General features: G+C 68.9%; 18 protein-coding genes and 1 pseudogene. 17 read left to right on the plus strand and 2 right to left on the minus strand.

Annotated features, from left to right (window positions below):
- Positions 1–2 precede the first annotated feature (2 nt).
- On the minus strand, positions 3–797 hold the full coding sequence (locus QO011_RS03990) for an SDR family NAD(P)-dependent oxidoreductase (protein WP_307267995.1): 795 nt from the start codon (positions 795–797) through the stop codon (positions 3–5).
- A complete protein-coding gene (locus QO011_RS03995; RefSeq protein ID WP_307267998.1) occupies positions 794–2,128 on the minus strand; it encodes an alpha-glucosidase/alpha-galactosidase in 1,335 nt (444 codons plus the stop codon). Before QO011_RS03995 ends, QO011_RS03990 begins: the two co-directional genes overlap by 4 nt.
- Before the next feature lie 156 nt (positions 2,129–2,284).
- Here QO011_RS03995 and QO011_RS04000 point away from each other — a divergent pair, with 156 nt between their 5' ends.
- From QO011_RS04000 to QO011_RS04080, 17 genes and pseudogenes are all read left to right on the plus strand, one after another.
- Positions 2,285–3,160 (plus strand): helix-turn-helix domain-containing protein, encoded by an 876-nt coding sequence (locus QO011_RS04000; protein WP_307268000.1) that lies wholly within the window; start codon positions 2,285–2,287, stop codon positions 3,158–3,160.
- 158 nt (positions 3,161–3,318) lie between these two features.
- Positions 3,319–4,587: an extracellular solute-binding protein gene (locus QO011_RS04005; protein WP_307268001.1), complete on the plus strand. Its 1,269-nt coding sequence runs from the start codon at positions 3,319–3,321 to the stop codon at positions 4,585–4,587.
- A 62-nt stretch (positions 4,588–4,649) separates the two neighbouring features.
- Positions 4,650–5,504 carry a carbohydrate ABC transporter permease gene (locus QO011_RS04010; RefSeq protein ID WP_307268003.1) on the plus strand — a complete coding sequence of 285 codons (855 nt, stop codon included), beginning with the start codon at positions 4,650–4,652 and terminating at the stop codon, positions 5,502–5,504.
- Entirely contained in the window at positions 5,504–6,361 is an 858-nt protein-coding gene (locus QO011_RS04015; RefSeq protein ID WP_307268004.1) for a carbohydrate ABC transporter permease, read from the plus strand. The genes QO011_RS04010 and QO011_RS04015 overlap by 1 nt, the downstream gene beginning before the upstream one ends.
- Positions 6,362–6,699: 338 nt before the next feature.
- Positions 6,700–7,773, plus strand: coding sequence for a LacI family DNA-binding transcriptional regulator (locus tag QO011_RS04020; RefSeq protein WP_307268007.1), 1,074 nt, complete (start codon positions 6,700–6,702; stop codon positions 7,771–7,773).
- Complete coding sequence (locus QO011_RS04025; RefSeq protein WP_307268009.1) at positions 7,773–8,534, plus strand: glucosamine-6-phosphate deaminase; 762 nt, start codon at positions 7,773–7,775, stop codon at positions 8,532–8,534. Before QO011_RS04020 ends, QO011_RS04025 begins: the two co-directional genes overlap by 1 nt.
- Positions 8,535–8,595: 61 nt before the next feature.
- Complete coding sequence (locus QO011_RS04030) at positions 8,596–9,783, plus strand: extracellular solute-binding protein (protein ID WP_307268011.1); 1,188 nt, start codon at positions 8,596–8,598, stop codon at positions 9,781–9,783.
- Between the two features lie 51 nt (positions 9,784–9,834).
- Positions 9,835–10,917 carry an ABC transporter ATP-binding protein gene (locus QO011_RS04035; protein ID WP_307268013.1) on the plus strand — a complete coding sequence of 361 codons (1,083 nt, stop codon included), beginning with the start codon at positions 9,835–9,837 and terminating at the stop codon, positions 10,915–10,917.
- Positions 10,914–11,804: an ABC transporter permease gene (locus QO011_RS04040; protein ID WP_307268016.1), complete on the plus strand. Its 891-nt coding sequence runs from the start codon at positions 10,914–10,916 to the stop codon at positions 11,802–11,804. The genes QO011_RS04035 and QO011_RS04040 overlap by 4 nt, the downstream gene beginning before the upstream one ends.
- 4 nt (positions 11,805–11,808) lie before the next feature.
- A complete protein-coding gene (locus QO011_RS04045; protein WP_307268017.1) occupies positions 11,809–12,642 on the plus strand; it encodes an ABC transporter permease in 834 nt (277 codons plus the stop codon).
- Between the two features lie 112 nt (positions 12,643–12,754).
- Entirely contained in the window at positions 12,755–13,126 is a 372-nt protein-coding gene (locus QO011_RS04050) for a type II toxin-antitoxin system RelE/ParE family toxin (RefSeq protein WP_307268019.1), read from the plus strand.
- Positions 13,123–13,467: a helix-turn-helix domain-containing protein gene (locus tag QO011_RS04055; protein ID WP_307268023.1), complete on the plus strand. Its 345-nt coding sequence runs from the start codon at positions 13,123–13,125 to the stop codon at positions 13,465–13,467. Before QO011_RS04050 ends, QO011_RS04055 begins: the two co-directional genes overlap by 4 nt.
- Before the next feature lie 24 nt (positions 13,468–13,491).
- Positions 13,492–13,626, plus strand: a pseudogene (locus tag QO011_RS04060) (ABC transporter permease); the annotation flags it as partial.
- A 63-nt stretch (positions 13,627–13,689) separates the two neighbouring features.
- Positions 13,690–14,139, plus strand: a complete 450-nt coding sequence (locus tag QO011_RS04065) for a type II toxin-antitoxin system RelE/ParE family toxin (RefSeq protein ID WP_307268026.1) — start codon at positions 13,690–13,692, stop codon at positions 14,137–14,139.
- On the plus strand, positions 14,136–14,477 hold the full coding sequence (locus tag QO011_RS04070; RefSeq protein ID WP_307268029.1) for an XRE family transcriptional regulator: 342 nt from the start codon (positions 14,136–14,138) through the stop codon (positions 14,475–14,477). Before QO011_RS04065 ends, QO011_RS04070 begins: the two co-directional genes overlap by 4 nt.
- Before the next feature lie 461 nt (positions 14,478–14,938).
- Complete coding sequence (locus QO011_RS04075; RefSeq protein ID WP_307268031.1) at positions 14,939–15,988, plus strand: substrate-binding domain-containing protein; 1,050 nt, start codon at positions 14,939–14,941, stop codon at positions 15,986–15,988.
- A gap of 117 nt (positions 15,989–16,105) precedes the next feature.
- A complete protein-coding gene (locus tag QO011_RS04080; protein ID WP_307268034.1) occupies positions 16,106–17,611 on the plus strand; it encodes a sugar ABC transporter ATP-binding protein in 1,506 nt (501 codons plus the stop codon).
- Positions 17,612–17,617: the final 6 nt, after the last annotated feature.

Raw genomic sequence — 17,617 nt, forward strand, 5'->3', positions numbered from 1 at the left:
CGTCACGCCCCCGCCTCCGGCAGGATCGCCGTTGCCATTTCCGGCAGGAGCTGGCCGCCGTCGACCACGATGCTCTGGCCGGTGATGTAGGCGGCCTCGTCGGAGGCGAGGAAGCGCACGGCATGGGCCACGTCCTCAGGCGTGCCGAGGCGGCGCAGCGGCACGGCGGCACGCTGGGCCTCGACGAAGCTTCGCGGCTGGTGCTCCAGCACGCCCTCGGTCAGGATGTTGCCGGGCTCGACCGCGTTCAGCGTGACGTTCCAGGGCGCGAATTCCAGCGCGGCGGTGCGCATGAAGCCGAGGATGCCGGCCTTGGTGGCGGCATAATGGGCATAGCCCGGCGAGGACACGCGGGCGCCGGTGATCGAGGACAGGAAGATCACCCGGCCGCCGCGCCGGCGCTGGAAATGCGGCAGGCAGGCCTGCGCCAGCAGGAAGGGGCCGCGCAGGTTCACCGCCATCACCGCGTCCCATTCCTCGGGCGCGATCGCCGATATCGGCGTGTTGGGATAGATCGCAGCATTGGCGACGGCGATGTCGAGCCGGCCATGCTCGGCCGCGATTCCCCCCACCACGCGCGGCACGGCCGCCTCGTCGCGCATGTCCATGCTTCGATACGAGGCCGGCAGGCCCCCGGACCGAAGCTCGGCGGCGGCGCGCTCGCCCTCCGCGTCCATGATGCCGGTGAGGACGACATGGGCGCCGGCGCGCGCCAGCTCGGCGGCGATGCCGAGGCCGATGCCGCGTTGCGCCCCGGTGACGACGGCGACCTTGCCGGACAAGTCGAAGCCACTCATGCCGCGGCCCGGGCGAAGACCGGCAGCAGCGGGCCGTGCGCCTCGATCAGGGCATCGACCAGCGCCTCGATCTCGGCGAGCGACAGCTCGGCCGCCGTGTGCGGGTCCATGGCGGCGGCGTGATAGATGTGCTCGCGCCGCCCGGTGAGGGCGGCCGTCACCGCCAGCTCCTGGACGTTGATGTTGCTGCGCATGATGGCGGCGAGCTGCACCGGCACGCGGCCGAGGCGCAGGGGCTGGATGCCGTTGCGGTCGACATGGCAGGCGACCTCCACCGCCGCCTCGGCCGGCAGGTTCTCGATCAGGCCGGCATTGCGGACATTGCCGTAGATCAGGCTCGGCGTGCCGGTCACGCAGGAATGGATGATGGCCGCCGCATATTCGCGGCTGCGGCAGACCTCGATCGGGCGGCTCTCGTCCTCCAGCTCCTGGCGCAGGTGGTGCCACGTGGCGACCTGGCGCTCGCAGCGCGTGATGTATTCGTCGAGCGGCAGCTGGAATTCCTGAAGCAAGTCCTCGCGCCCGCGCTTGATGAACCATGGCGTGTATTCGGAGAAATGGATCGAGCTTTCGGTGACGAAATGGCCGAAGCGCTTCATCACCTCGAAGCGCACCGCCTCGTTGGGCGGGAAAGTGCCGTCCGCCGCGATCGCACGCAGCCGGGGGTAGAGGTCGACGCGGCTGCCGTCGGCGAGGCGCTTCTCGAACTTGAGGAAGAAGGCGACATGGTTGAGGCCGGCGCAGGTATAGTCGATGTCGGCGATGTCCTCGCCGAGCGTGCGCGCCAGGAACTGCGAGGTGTCCTGCACGGAATGGCACAGGCCGACATAGCGGATGTCGGGATAGGCCTCGCCCATGGCCCAGCTGATCATCGCCATCGGGTTGACGTAGTTCATCATCAAGGCCTGCGGGCAGTGCCGGCGCATGTCCTCGGCGATGTCGAACACCACCGGAATGGTGCGCAAAGCGCGGAAGATGCCGCCGATGCCGAGCGTGTCGGCGATGGTCTGGCGCAGGCCGAAGCGCTTCGGCACCTCGAAATCGGTGACGGTCGCCGGCCGGTAGCCGCCGACCTGCATCATCAGGATGACGAAGTCCGCCCCTTCGAGCGCGGCGGCGCGGTCGAGCGTGGCGACGAGGTTGACCTGACCGGCGAGGCCGAGGGCGCGGCAGATGCGGCGCGCCATCACCTCGGAGGTGGCGAGGCGCTCGGGGTCGATGTCGTAGAGCGCGATCTCGCAGTGCGACAGGGCCTCGTTGCTCAGGACGTCGCTCAGGATGGCGCGAGCGAACACCGTGCTTCCCGCACCGACGAGACAGATCTTGGGCATGGCGGGTCCTCCCTTCCCTGAGTTTGGCGCCGACGGCGCAAGCTTTGTCTTGCCATCGGAAAACAGAAAATGCTTGCTTGAATGTCCGTGTTATTTCCGGATTTTAAGTGAGGCGTGACCGCCGGCATCCGGACGCGGCCCGCCACGAGGACGCCGATGCGCCAGCTCGATCCGCACCAGACCGGGAACCGCTTCCTCAAGCCCGACGAGTTCCTGGCCGAGACGCACGTGGTCGAGCCCATGCCGGCGGCGCACTGGCACGACCATGTCGAGCTCAACGTCATCACCCATGGCGGCATGACCTACCTGATCAACGGCAAGCAGGTCCGGCTGCAGGAGGGCGCGATCTACAGCTTCTGGGCGGCGGTGCCGCACCAGGTCATCTCCGCCGTCGATGGCACGGTGCTGGTCTGCGTCTACGTGCCCTTCGCCGACCTCCTGTCGCTCGCCGTCTCCAGCGACTTCAAGAACGACCTGATGACCGGCCATGTCCTGACCGCGCCGTCGGTCGATCCGGCCGACGCGCTGATGGTGGCGCGCTGGGCGCGGGACTGGGACGGCGCCGGCGAGCTCGTCGCCGACATCCTGCGCGACGAGGTCCGCCTGCGGGTGCGCCGGCTGGCCGCCGACCAGCGGCGGGCCGACACGGTGGAGGGCGGATTCGACGGCGACCACCGGCGCAACGCCACCCATGTCGCCGACCGGCGGGCGATCGCCCGGGTGCAGGAGATGACGAGCTTCATCAACGCCGAGTTCTCAAGGCCCATCAACGTGACCGACGTCGCCCGCGTCGGCGGCCTGCATCCCACCAACGCCACGGCGACCTTCCAGAGGGTGCTCGGCCAGTCGATTGCGCAATATCTGCGCCAGCGGCGGCTCAACCATGCCCAGAAGCTGCTGGCCGACACGGACATGGCGATCATCGAGGTGGCCTTCGAGAGCGGCCACGGATCGCTGAGCCGCTTCTACGATGCCTTCCAGCGCCAGTTGAGCTGCACGCCCCGGGATTATCGCCGGCGCTTCCGCGACTGACGGCCGAGCGCGGGCGCTGAAAAAGCTGAAGACTTGCGACGAAACCGGCAAGAATATCAGGATTTCCAGCGATAGCGTCGCAACGACCAGCCTGTGCTGGCGCACCCGCAAGCACGACAAGAAGGGACGACGGTCCCCGCCTGCCAGAGGAGAAAGAGATGCATCTCACCCGATCGCGGCTGATTCCAGCCCTTGCCGCCGCCTTCCTGACCACGACCAGCGCGATCGCGCTGGCGGACGATGCCAAGCCCTTTGCCGGACAATCGATCTCGGTGCTGCTGCCGTCCCCGCAGGATGCGACCATGGCGGCCGACTTCGAGAAGGCCACTGGCATCAAGCTCGACCTGCAGACCGCGTCCTGGGACGACGTCTCGGTCAAGGTCTCCACCGCCCTGCTGGCCGGCACGGCGCCCGCCGACGTGACCGAGTTCGACTGGTCCTGGACCGGGCAGTTCGCGGCCACGGGCTGGTACCTGCCGCTCAACGACATCGTCGACAAGGCGACGGTCGAGGACATCAAGGGCTCGACCATCTTCACCGTCAACGGCAACCTGCTGGCCGTGCCCTACACCAACGACTTCCGCGTCATGCTGGTCAACAAGAAGCATTTCGCGGACGCGGGCGTCACCACGATGCCGAAGACGCTGGACGAGCTCGTGGCCGCGGCCAAGGCCGTCAAGGCCAAGGGCATCGTCAAATACCCGATCGGCCTGCCGCTGTCGGCGACCGAGGGCGCCTCGACGAGCTGGTACCTCCTCACCAAGGCCTTCGGCGGCGACCTGTTCGACAAGGACATGAAGCCCCTGTTCACGGCGCCGGATTCGGCAGGCCATAAGGCCATGGCCTTCGAGCTGATGCTGCTGAAGGAGGGCCTGGTCGATCCGGCCTCGACCGGGCTCAAGGACTCGGAGATCAACGAGGCCGTCTTCGGCAAGGGCCTGACCAGCATCATGATCAGCGGCGAGCCCGGCCGCCTCGGCGCCTTCAACGACCCGGCGAACTCGCCGGTCGCCGGCCAGGTCGAGGCCATCCCGGTGGCGACCGCCAGCGGCAAGACGCGCAGCTTCGGCCTGCTGGAGGGCCTCGGCATCCCCAAGAACGCCGCCAATCCGGAAGCCGCCAAGGTCTTCGTCAAGTGGATGACGACCCGGGAGTTCCAGATCCACAACTACGGCAACGGCGTGCTGCCGACGCGCACCTCCGCGCTGGCCGACCTGCAGCAGCAGGGCAAGCTGGTGAGCGGCGCGGCGCTGGTGGAGCAGGCGCCGACGGTCGAGGCCCTGTTCCCGGCGGGCACGCCGACCTGGTATCCGCAATTCTCGCTGGCCGTGAACACGTCCATCAACAGCGCGGCCAAGGGTGAGATCACGGTGGACCAGGCCATGCAGCGCATCGCCGACGCCGCCGCCGAAGCCATGAAGCAGTGACGTCGGAGGCGGCCCCCGCGCTTGCGCGGCGCGGTCACGGGGCGGGAGGGGACTCCGGCCTCGTGACCGGCCTCCTCCTGGTGCTGCCCATCGTGCTGACCATGGGCGGGCTGGTGTTCTATCCCTTGGCTAGCACGGCCTGGGACAGCCTGCACCGCGTCAATCCGATGCAGCCGGGCACGCCCTTCGTCGGCCTCGCCAACTACACGCGCATGTTCGGCGACCGGGAGGTCGGGCAGGCCTGGCTCAACACCTTCAAGTACGTCTTCCTCGCCGTATCGGCCGAGACGGTGTTCGGCGTGCTGGCCGCCTCCCTGATCAACCAGGTGAAGCGCGGCCGCCAATGGGTGCTGGCCGCCGTCGTGCTGCCCTGGGCCCTGCCCGGCGTCGTCAGCGGCGTCATCTGGCAGTGGATCTTCGCGCCGGGACCCGGCCTGCTCAACGGGCTCCTCCTGCTCATGGGCTTCGACTTCGAGGGCCATGTCTGGTTCAACGACAGCACCAGCGCCATGCTGGCGGTCACCATTGTGCATGTCTGGCGGATGATGCCGCTGACCATCGTCATCGTGCTGGCCGCCATGCAGGGTATCCCGGCGGAGCTCTACGAGGCGGCGCGCATGGACGGGGCCACGCGCCTGGGCATGTTCCGCCTGATCACGCTGCCGCTGACGCGCGGCGCCATCGCCGTGGCGATGACCAATGCCACCGTCTCGGCCTTCAACCTGTTCGACGAAGCCTTCGTGCTGGCGCGCAACAGCCTGGAGACGCGGCCGATCCTGATGCAGATCTATCTCGAGGCCTTCAAGAAGTTCAACTTCTCCTATGGCATGGCGCTGTCGCTGATGGTGACCTTCGTGTCCCTGGCCGTCTCGCTCGGCTATGTCCTGCGCATCCACCGCTCGACGAGGCTGGACTGATGCGCGAGCCCTGGTCCATCCGCCTCGGCATCCCGGCCGGCATCGCGCTGCTGCTGGTCTGGTCGCTGCTGCCGATCTATTGGACGCTGGTCTCCAGCCTGACGCCGGCGGCCGAGTTCAGCGCACGGCCCATCCACCTCTTTCCCGAGGATCCCACGTTCGGCCATTACCTGCGCCTCCTCGGCCTCGCCGACGGGCGCGTCGGCGGCGTCGACGTCGCCGGCGAGTTCCGCCTCGCTTTGCTCAACAGCGTCCTGACCGCAGGCGGCGCCACGGTGCTCTGCGTGCTGATGTCGCTGCTCGGGACCTATGCCTTCGCGCGGCTCCGCTTTCCCGGCCGGGACGCGCTGTTCACCGCTGTCGTCGCCACGATGGCGGTCCCGGGCTATGCCGTGCTCATCCCGCTGTTCCGGCTGATGGTGTCGCTCGGCCAGATCGACACCTATCTCGGCGTGACGCTGATCTATGTCTCCGCCTTCCTGCCGCTCTGCCTCTGGTTGCTCAAGGGCGTGATGGATTCGTTGCCGCGCTCGCTCGAGGAGGCGGCGCGCATCGACGGCGCCGGGCACCTGCGCATCCTGTTCTCGATCATCGCGCCGATCGCCGCACCCGGCCTGACCGCGGCGGCGATCCTCACCTTCCTCGGCGCCTGGGGCCAGTACGTGGTGCCGCTGGTGTTCTCGCCGAAGGCCGCCAAGCCGCTGACGGTCCTCATCCCCGAATTCGCCGGCAAGAACTTCGTCGACTACGGGCTGATCATGGCCGGCGGCTCGATCGCCATCGTCATCCCCTGCCTGCTCGTGATCTTCCTCAACCGCTACCTCATCGCCGGGCTGCTGGCGGGATCGACGAAGTGATCAGGCCAGCAGCCCGGCGAAGGGCGAAACGCCAGCGAGATACGGCGACGGCAAAAGCCGATCCGCGACGCCAACCGCTCCCCTCCCCCTTGCGGGGAGGGGTACGGGGTGGGGGTCCATCAGGATAAGGCGCCGTGCGTGTCAAAGGGCGCTCTTTGCCGGTCGATCTGCCCCATTCGGCACCACCCCCGCCCCGTACCCCTCCCCGCAAGGGGGGGAGCGGCTGGCGTCGCGCCCGATGATTCAAAACCCGATGCGGCGAATGTTCCCTCCCCTCCGCCCCTTGACAGCTCCTTCTGCAACCGGTTTCATGAAACCGGTTGCAGAAGCGAGCGCGCATGCCGGTCCGATCCCCTGGAGGTCCCCGATCGACGCCGACCATCCGCCACGTCGCCGAGGCGGCGAACGTGTCGCGCGCCACGGTGTCGCGCGCCTTCGGCCAGCCGCATCTGCTCAGCCGCGAGACGGTGGAGCTGGTGCAGGCGGTGGCCGCGCGCCTGGGCTACGTGCCCAACCACACCGCACGGGCCCTCAGCACCGGGCGGGCCGGCAACATCGCCCTCGTCGTGCCCGACATCACCAACCCCTTCTTCGCGGCGCTGATGCGCGGCGCCCAGGCCAAGGCCCGCGACGCCGGCTTTGCCACCTTCCTCGGCGATTCCGACGAGACGCCGGAGCTGGAGGACATGCTCCTCGCCAAGCTCTCGGCCCAGGTCGAGGGCTTCATCCTCGCCTCCTCGCGCCTGTCGCGCGAGCGCATCCTGCACCATGCCCAGCGCCGGCCCTTCGTGCTGATCAACCGCGACGTGCCGAAGCTGCCGCGCCTGCTGATCGACACCGGCCCGAGCTATGCCCGCGCGGTGGAGCACCTCGCCGGCCTCGGCCACCGCGCCATCGCCTATCTCGCCGGGCCGACCCTGTCCTGGTCCAACCGCCAGCGCCACAAGGCCAGCCTCGAGGCCGCCCGCCGCCTCGGCCTCGCCCTCACCCGCATCCCGACCTCGCGGCCGAGCTTCGAGGCCGGCCGAGCCGCCACCGACGCGTTGCTGGCCAGCGGCGCCACGGCGGCGCTGGCCTTCGACGACGTCATGGCCCAGGGCGTGATGGCGGGCCTCGCCGCCCGCGGCCTCTCGGTGCCGGGCGACATCAGCCTGATCGGCTGCGACGGCGTGCTCGCCACCACCACCTACCCGCCGCTGACCTCGGTGACGGCGCACTGCACCCGGGCCGGCGAGGAGGCCGTCGACCTGCTGCTCGACGTGCTCGACGGCAAGGCGCCGCGCGACCGGACGCTGAATCTGCCGACCGAGCTGGTGATCCGCGCCACCACGGCCGCGCCGGCCTCAGCCGCTTCTCTCGGCCTGCCCGGCATCGAGCCCGGCAGCGCCGCTGCACTCCCGGAGCCGTTCTGATGAAGATCCATGTCGAGCCGACCAAGCAGAGCCTGGGCGAGGCGGCGGCCGCCCTCGGGGCGAGCGCCATCCGCGCCGCCATCGCGGCGCGCGGGGCGGCGAACGTCGTCGTCGCCACCGGGGCGAGCCAGTTCGAGCTGCTCGCCGCGCTGGTCCGCCGGGACGACATCGACTGGGCTCGCGTCACCGCCTTCCATCTCGACGAATATATCGCCATGCCGGAGAGCCATCCCGCCAGCTTCCGGCGCTATCTCAAGGAGCGCTTCACCTCACGCCTGCCTGCGCTCGGCGCCTTCCACTTCATCGAGGGCGACGCGCCGGACCTCGCCGCCGAGCTCGCGCGCATCGACGCCTTGATCGCGGCCCATCCGATCGACGTCCTGTTCGCCGGCATCGGCGAGAACGCCCATCTCGCGTTCAACGATCCGCCGGCGGATTTCGAGGCGACGGAGGCTTTCCGCGTCGTCGCGCTGGAGGAGCGCTGCCGCCGCCAGCAATTCGGCGAGGGCTGGTTCCCGACCCTGGACGACGTGCCGCACGAAGCCATCTCCATGACCATTCCGCAGATGATGCGGGCCGGCCTGATCGTCCTCGCCGTGCCCGACAGCCGCAAGGCGCAGGCGGTGCGGGATACGATCGAAGGGCCGGTCACCCCTGACGTGCCGGCCAGCATCCTGTGCCGGCATTCCGCCTGCCACCTCTTCCTCGATCCGCCATCCGCCGCGCTGCTGCGGCAGATCCCCGACACCGCCGGCGCCTGACCGGCGGCGACAACGAGAAGACGACAGCAAGAACACGGGCCTCCAGCAACAGAGGGACATCATGACGACGCGACGCACTGCCATCCTCTCCATCCTGACCGCGGGCCTCGCCCTCGCGGCGCTGCCGCAGCTCGCGGCGGCGCAGGACTTCCCCAAGCTGAAGCAGCCGCTGGTCATCAGCGTCATCGACGTCGCCGGCGACCTGCAGCTCAGCCAGCCGGCGCTGGAGAAGTTCGCCGCCACTCATCCCGACCTCGTGTCGAAATTCGTCTTCACCCAGGCGACGGCGCCCGAGCTCGCCGGCAAGCTCCAGGCCCAGCAGGCGGCCGGCCGGGTCGACATCGACTTCGTGCTCACCGGCAACGACGCGCTGGCCGCCGGCATGGAGCAGGGCCTGTGGACCGAGATCCTGCCGAAATACGAGGCCAAGTTCCCGGACCTGGAGAAGATCTACCTGCCCGGCGCCTGGGCCATGCAGAAGATGGCGCGGGGCCAGGCCTTCGTCGACGACTGGTATCCCTCCGGCCCGCTGCTCGAATATGCGCCGGACCGGGTCAAGGAGGTGCCCGACACCGCCGAGAAGCTGCTCGCCTGGTGCAAGGCCAATCCCGGCCGCTTCATGTATGCCCGCCCGGCCAATTCCGGCCCGGGCCGCACCTTCGTGATGGGCCTGCCCTATCTCCTCGGCGACAAGGACCCGATGGACCCGGTGAAGGGCTGGGACAAGACCTGGGCCTACCTGAAGGAGCTGGACGGCTGCATCGAGTACTATCCCGGCGGCACCACCGCGACGATGAAGGAGCTCGGCGAGGGCAGCCGCGACATCATCGCCACCACCACGGGCTGGGACGTCAACCCGCGCTATCTCGGCATCGTGCCGGAGGAATACAAGGTGGCGACGCTGAAGGGCTTCCACTGGGTGGGCGACGCCAACTATGTTGCCATCCCCAAGGGGGTCTCGGAGGAGAAGCTCGGCGTGCTGCTGGAGCTTATCGCCTTCATCCTGAAGCCGGAGCAGCAGGCCTTCATGTACGACCACGGCTACATGTATCCCGGCCCGGCGATCAAGGACGTGCCGATCGAGATGGCCCCGCCGGAGAGCCAGGACACGTTCAAGCGCTTCGGCCGGCCGGAATATGCGGCGATGATCGCCGACAACCCGGTCGAGCCGCCGCTCGATGCCAAGCCGCTGGTCGCCATGTTCGAGAAATGGGACCGCGACATCGGCGGCGCCAAGCTGAAGAAGTAGGGAAGAACGGCCGCGGCGGCTGTCGCCGCGGCCCATGGCATGGGAGACCCGATGGCCATTGCCGCGTCGCGTTTCGAGACCCTGGCCCTGGAAGGCGTCGGCCGCAGCTTCGGCCACCACAACGCCCTGGCCGGCGTCGACCTCACCATCCGGCGCGGCGAGTTCGTCGCGCTGCTCGGGCCGTCGGGCTGCGGCAAGTCGACCACGCTCAACTGCATCGCCGGCCTGCTGGCGATCTCGGCCGGCCGCATCCTGCTCGACGGCCGGCGGATCGACCCGCTGCGCCCGGAGGAGCGCGGCTTCGGCATGGTGTTCCAGAACTACGCGCTGTTCCCGCATCTCAGCGTGCGCCAGAACGTCGGCTTCGGCCTGAAGATGCGCGGCGTCGGCCGTGAGGAGACCCGCCGGCGCGTCGAGGAAGCGATCCGCCTGGTGCGCCTCGGCGGCCAGGAGGAGAAGCTGCCGGGGCAGCTCTCCGGCGGCCAGCAGCAGCGCGTCGCCATCGCCCGGGCGGTGGTGATCGAGCCGCCGCTGGTGCTGATGGACGAGCCGCTCTCCAACCTCGACGCCAAGCTGCGCCTGGAGATGCGGGCCGAGATCCGCCGCATCCACAACACGCTCGGCGCGACCACCATCTACGTCACCCACGACCAGGACGAGGCGCTGTCGCTGGCCGACCGCATCGTCGTGCTGCGCGACGGCGTCATCCGCCAGGTCGGCACGCCGCGCGAGCTCTACGAGACGCCGGCCGACGTCGACGTCGCCGAGTTCATGGGCTTTCGCAACGCCGTGCCCGGCACCTGGCGCGCCGGCGCCGGCGGCGAGACGCGCATCGAGGCGGCGGAGGCGGTGCTGACCGGCCGCGCCCAGGGCGCGCTGGCGGACGGGGCGCCGGTGCTGGCGGTGTTCCGGCCCGACGATCTCGTCGCCGGCCCCGCCTCGGCCGGCGGCATTCCGGCCGTGGTGGAGACCATGGAATATCGCGGGCGCGAATTCGTCGGCTCGGCCCGCACGCCCGGCGGCCTGTCGCTGGTGTTCCGCGCGGAGACGCCGGCCGAGGTCGGCGCGGCCATCGCCCTGGTGCCCGATCCCGCCAAGGTCCTGGTCTTTCCACGGACGGGGGGGCCGCGATGAGCGGCCGGGACGAGGGCCCGGACTGGCGCCGGCGCCTCGCCGCCCGCGGCATCGACGGGGTGACGCTGCTGGTCGTGCCGGCGCTGCTCTTGATCCTCCTGCTGTTCGTCTATCCCTTCGCCTATGGCCTGGTGCTGTCCTTCGAGCCGAAGGAGGGCGGCCCGTTCGGCAACTATGTCGCCTTCTTCTCCGATCCCTTCCTCTACGACACGATCCCGGCGACGCTGTGGATCGCCGTGCCGGTGACGCTGGTCAGCCTGGTGCTGGCCCTGCCCATCGCCTTCCGCGTCCGCCTGATGCGGCGCCAGCGCCTGCTCACCACCATCCTGGTGATCCCGATCACGCTGGGCACCGTGCTGGTGGCCGAGGGCCTGCTCAACTATCTCGGGCCCCAGGGCTGGTTCAACCGCACCCTGATCTGGCTCGGCCTGATCGAGAAGCCGCTGCGGCTGGTGCACAACTACTGGGGCGTGTTCGCCTCGCTGCTGATCACCGGCTTCCCCTTCACCTTCCTGCTCACCCTCTCCTATGTCTCGGGCATCGACCCGGCGCTGGAGCGGGCCGCGGCGACGCTCGGCGCCGATGCGCGGCGGCGTTTCGTGCATGTCTTCCTGCCGCTGCTGGTGCCCGGCCTCGCCATCAATTTCTGCCTGTCCTTCGTGCAGAGCTTCTCGGTCTTCCCCTCCGCCGTGCTGCTCGGCGCGCCGGCGGGGGAGACGCGGGTGATCTCGATCGCCGCCTACCAGGCCGCCTTCGAGCGCTACGACGCCTCGATGGGCGCGGCCATCGCCATCATCATGGGGCTGGTGCAGCTCGCCGTGGTGGTGGCGGTGCTGGCGGCACGCGGCCTGTTCTATCGCGGCTCGACCGCCGGCTCGAAGGGGTGAGGCCGTGATCCGCGACACCACGACCGGCGCCCGGCTCTGGTCCACCCTGGTCTGGGTCCTGACCGGCTTCTTCGTGCTCAACGTCGCCGCGATGATGGCGACGGTCGTGACGAGCTCGTTCTCGACCCGCTGGCTGCAGTCCTGGCTGCCGGCCGGCTACACCACGCGCTGGTACCTCGCCGCGTGGCGCGAGTTCCAGCTCGGCGACGTGCTGCTGACGACCTTCGAGGTGGTGGGAGCCGTGGTCCTGCTCTCCGGCCTGATCGGCGTGCCCGCCGCCTATGCCATGGCCCGGCGCGACTTCTCCGGCAAGCGCCTGGTGCTGCTGATCTTCCTGCTGCCGCTCCTGGTGCCGCCGATGACCTTCGGCATCCCGCTCGCCACCGTGCTCTACCAGCTCGGGCTCGGCGGCACCTTCTGGGGCGTGGTGCTGGCCAATCTCGTGCCCTCGGTGCCCTTCGTCATCATGGTGATGATCCCCTTCATCGAGCAGATCGACCCGAAGGTGGAGGCGGCGGCGCGGGTGTTCGGCGCCGGCACGCTGCAGCTCTTCCGCCACGTGCTGATCCCGATGCTGACGCCGGGCGTGCTGGCGGCGCTGCTGCTGGTGCTGGTGCGCACCATCGCCATGTTCGAACTGACCTTCCTCACCGCCGGCCCGACCAGCCAGACCCTGGTGGTGGCGCTCTACTATTCCGTGTTCGCCGCCGGCGTGCGCGCCGTGCAGTCGATCGACGCCATGGCGGTGGTCTACACCGCCACCACCCTGGTCTGGCTGCTGATCGCCCTGCGCTTCGTCAACCCGACCCAGATCGTCGGCCGCGGCGGGCGGCGGTGAGGGGTGGCGGTCTTTGCCGGTGTCGGCCGAGGGCAGCGCCCCGATCGGCTGCCTGGCATAGAAGTGCACCAATGCCTTGTGTTAATATATCCAAACAGGTATATTTATTGCGATGGCACGCCCTCCCATCCTGTCGGGTGAAAAGCCCCTCCATTGGGTGGGAACGTCCAAGCACGATTTCCTCGCGTTTCCCGACGCGGTAAAAAGTGACATGGGCTATGCCCTCGGCTTGGCACAACTCGGCGGCAAGCACCCACACGCCAAGCCCTGGAAGGGAGAGGGTCCCGGCGTGTTCGAGGTGGTCGAGGACCATGACGGCGACACCTATCGTGCCGTTTACACCGTGCGGTTCGAAGGTGTCGTGTATGTGCTGCATGCCTTCCAGAAGAAGAGCCCTTCGGGAAGACGGACTGCAACACCGGACGTTGCGCTGATTGCCGGGCGGTTGAAGCGAGCCCGGGAAGACTACGAGGCGAACCGATGACCGACAGCCGAGGGGGGTTCGAGATGACCGTCGAGCGTGGAACTGGCAATGTGTTCGCCGACCTCGGCTTGCCCGATGCGGCCAACCGGCAGACCAAGACCCGTCTAGCCCTGGCGGTGACCGAGATCATCAAGGATCGCAAGCTGCGCCAGGTTGAGGCCGCGAAAGTGCTCGGCATCCCGCAGTCGAAGGTCTCCGCGTTGATGAACTACCGGCTGGATGGGTTTTCGGTGGAACGGCTGATGAGCTTCCTGACGCGGCTCCATCGCGATGTCGAGATCGTCATCCGGCCGAGCAGGGACGACGGCGAAGGCCGCGTCTCCGTCCACGCGCTGCTCTGATCGGACGCTCGAACCTGCGGGAAGGCGCCTGGCGTGCGCGCCGTGCAGTCGATCGACGCCATGGCTGTCGTCTACACCGCCACCACCCTGGTCTGGCTGCTGATCGCCCTGCGCTTCGTCAACCCGACCCAGATCGTCGGCCGCGGCGGGCGGCGGTGAGGGCGCTGAAGCCCCGTCCCGCCTCATCCTGCCGGTCAGCCGGCGCGCGGATGAAGAAACGCGATGAGGTCTGCCGCGGATCGTCGGCATGCGATATTCCATGGATGGAATAATCTTGCGTTATTACATCCATGGAATATTTTGGGCGACGGCATGGGCTGCGATGTCGAGTACACGGATGAGTTTGGCACGTGGTATGAGACCCTGATCGAGGGAATCCAGGACGATATCGACCGGGCGGTCGGCATGCTGGAGGCCAGAGGCCCCCAACTGCCGTTCCCTTACTCATCGGGGATCGAGGGCTCGCGGCACACCCATATGCGCGAGTTGCGTATCCAGAGCGGTAGCGAGCCTTACCGGGTCTTCTATGCCTTCGATCCCCGGCGGACGGCCATTCTGCTCATCGGCGGCAGCAAAGCCGGGCACGATCGCTTCTACGAGACGATGATCCCGGTCGCCGACCGCCTGTACGAGGAGCACCTGATCGAGATCAGGAAGGAAGGACTGATATGACCGGACGCCGCCCATTCGATGAGCTGCGCAAGGGAATGGCGCCGGAGCGCCGTACCCGCAATGCCGAAGCCACCAAGGCCATGCTCCACGAGATGGCGCTGCATGAGCTGCGCCAAGCCCGCGAGAAGTCGCAGGAGGAGCTTGCCCGCGACCTGCATGTCGGGCAGCCGGCCGTTGCCAGGCTGGAGCGTCGGGCCGACATGTATGTGAGCAACCTGCGCCGTTATATCGAGGCGCTGGGGGGCAAGCTGGAGATCACGGCGCGCTTCCCGGACGCGTCGGTATCGATCACCAACTTCAGCGAACTCGCCGAGCCCGAGGAGCAGCGGCCGGCATAACCGAGCGATATCGCGCGATCTCCGTCCGCGCGTGGCCGAAGCCGGCGTGGGAGGAATCGGAGGCGGCAGCCGGCGGGGGCCGAGGCGAAAGACCTCGACCGTTCGGCACCGGCGTATCTCTCCCCGCCACGCCCGTGCCCGCGTGGAGAACGCCACCCACGCAAATCGGTCGCGCCGCCAATGCTGGCTGACCCGGGCGAGCCCGCCCTGACGATCCTCCACGGCTATGGGGCTGCCTGGGGCGTGACGGGCACGCCCGCGACGCGCAGAGGTGAGCTCGACCCTGCTCGCTCCCATCGCGCCCTCTTGCGCGTCGTCGGGGCCCGGTCTAGCATCCCTTCGTCCGATATACTGATCATCGTTCCACTATATTGGACTTCATAAGAACAGCCGCACGGCTGAGCTTCCGGGACGCGCTTCCCGGGGGCCAAAGCGCCGGGCACCATCGAAGGGATCGTGACATGAAGCTTTCACTCCGAACGGCCGCGAGCGCCCTGTGCCTCGGCCTGCTCACAGCGCTCGCCGCGACCACGGCGGCCGAGGCCGCGGCCAAGTGCATCAAGGGCGACCGCAAGCCGCCCTACACCATCGGCTGGGCCAACATCTATTCGGTGCCGACCTGGATGAAGCAGACCCAGGGCACCATCGAGGCCGAGGTCGCCGACCTCAAGAAGCAGGGCCTCGTCGACAAGCTGGTGGTCACGGACGCCCAGGGCGACGCCAACATCCAGATCCAGCAGATCCAGTCGATGATCGACGCCAATGTCGACGCCATCATCCTGATCGCCGGCTCCTCCACCGCCCCCGCCCGCGTCATCGCCGACGCCTGCGCCAAGGGCATCGCCATCATCAATTTCGACAGCCTGGTCGACACCGACCAGGTCACCGCCAAGATCAACACCGATTCGTCCCAATGGGGCGCCGGCGCCGCCAAGTTCCTGATCGACGCGATCGGCGGCAAGGGCAAGATCATCGTCCTCAACGGCCCGGCCGGCGTCTCCGTCTCCGACGACCGCCGCAAGGGCGCCGAGCCGGTGCTGAAGGCCCATCCCGACGTGCAGATCCTGGCCGAGACCAACACCGCCTACAACACCGCGCCGGCCCAGGAGGCGGTGACCAGCCTGCTCTTCGCCAATCCCGAGATCGACGGCGTGCTCTCCCTCGGCGGCGCCCTCTCCGCCGGCGCGGTCCTCGCCATGGACAAGCAGGGCCGGGCGATGGTGCCGATCACCGGCGAGAACGCCCGCCAGTTCCTCGAATTGTGGAAGGAGAAGGACCTCAAGGCCTGGGCCACCATGCAGCCCAACTGGCTCGGCGCCTTCGCGACCTATGTCGCGGTCCAGGCGCTTTCCGGCAAGGACGTGCCCGCCTTCGTCAAGATCCCGCTGCCGGTGATCGACAATTCCAACATCGACCAGTACCTGGCCCGCGCCAAGGACTTCCCGGCCGACGGCTATATCTTCTCGCCCTACGACCAGGCGCTGTTCGAGAAGCTGCTGGCCGGAAAGTAAGCGCCGCCAGGGACCAGGCATGACGTTTGCTGCCCCCCTCTCCCGGCTGGGAGAGGGGTTCCCCGTGCTCCATCGACTCACGTCGCGCGCGCCGTATCGCGTCCACGAGACCTCTTCATGCCCGAACCCGTCCTGGCCGCCCGCGGGGCGACCCGTTCCTTCTTCGGCAACACCGTGCTGCGGGACGTGTCGATCCGCCTGGAACCCGGCCGCATCCACGCCCTGCTCGGCGAGAACGGCGCCGGCAAGTCGACCCTGATCAACCTCCTCTCCGGCGCGCTGCGCCCCGACGGCGGCTCGATCGAGATCGACGGCAAGCCGCAGGCGCGGTACGGCCCGCCAGCCGCCCGGCGGGCCGGCATCGCCGTGGTGCAGCAGGAGCTCAGCCTCACCAGCCATCTCTCCATCGCCGAGAATATCGGCCTCGGCGCCTATCCCCGCCGCTTCGGCTTCGTCGACTATGTCGGCCTGGGGCGCGAGGCGGCTCATGTCTGCGCCCTGGTCGGCCTCGACGAGCCGCTCGCCACGCCCGTCGGCGAGCTGCCGCTCGGCCGGCGCCAGATGGTCGAGATCGCCAAGGCGCTGTACCGCAGGCCGCGGGTGCTGATCCTCGACGAGCCGACCTCCTCGCTCTCCGCCCACGAGACCGCGGCCCTGGTCGCCGTGCTGCACCGGCTGAGAGACCAGGGCACCGCCATCCTCTACATCTCGCACCGGCTCAACGAGGTGCTGACCCTGTGCTCGCACGTCACCGTGCTCAAGGACGGACAGGTGACCGCCGACCGGCCGATGCAGGACCTCGACGCCGCCGGCCTGGTCCGCCTGATGGTCGGCCGCGATCCCGGCGACATCTTCCCCGCCTGGCAGCGCCAGGAGGAGCGGCCGCCCGTCGTCGAGGTCCGCGGCTTCCATGCCGGCATGATGCAGGGCGTCGACCTCGACATCCGCGCCGGCGAGGTGCTCGGCATCGGCGGCCTGGTCGGCCAGGGCCAGGAGGACCTGCTCCTCGGCCTCTACGGCGCCATCCGCGCCGGCGCCGACAGGGCCACGGTCGGCGGCGAGCCCGGACTGCCGGCCTCGGTGCCGCGGGCCAACCGCCTCGGCCTCGCCTATGTCCCGGCCGACCGCAAGCGCGAAGGCCTGCACCTCGTCCACACCATCCTCGCCAACCTGATGCTTCCCGCCCAGGCCCGGGCTCCGGCCCTCGCCCCGCGCAGCCGGGCGCGGGAGCGGCTGGCCGGCCGGGGCCTGGCGGCGCGCCTCGCCATCAAGGGCGACCTCGACCGGCCGGCGCTCGCCCTCTCCGGCGGCAACCAGCAGAAGGTGGCGCTGGCCAAATGGATGCCGCACGAGCCGAAGGTGCTGCTGCTCAACGATCCCACCCGCGGCGTCGACGTCGAGACCAAGCGCGAGATCTATGCCATGCTGCGCCGCTTCGCGGCCGAGGGCCGGGCGGTGGTGCTCCTGAGCTCCGACACGCCCGAGCTGGTGCATCTGTGCGACCGGGTCGCGGTGGTGCGCGACGGACGCATCGTCGCCGCGCTCGAGCGCGAGGCCCTGTCGGAGGAAAGCATCGTCGGCGCCGCCATGGGCGCGACCGCAGGGGAGGCCGCCCATGCCTGACGCGAC

The organism is Labrys wisconsinensis, from assembly GCF_030814995.1.
Taxonomy (GTDB): Bacteria; Pseudomonadota; Alphaproteobacteria; order Rhizobiales; family Labraceae; genus Labrys; species Labrys wisconsinensis.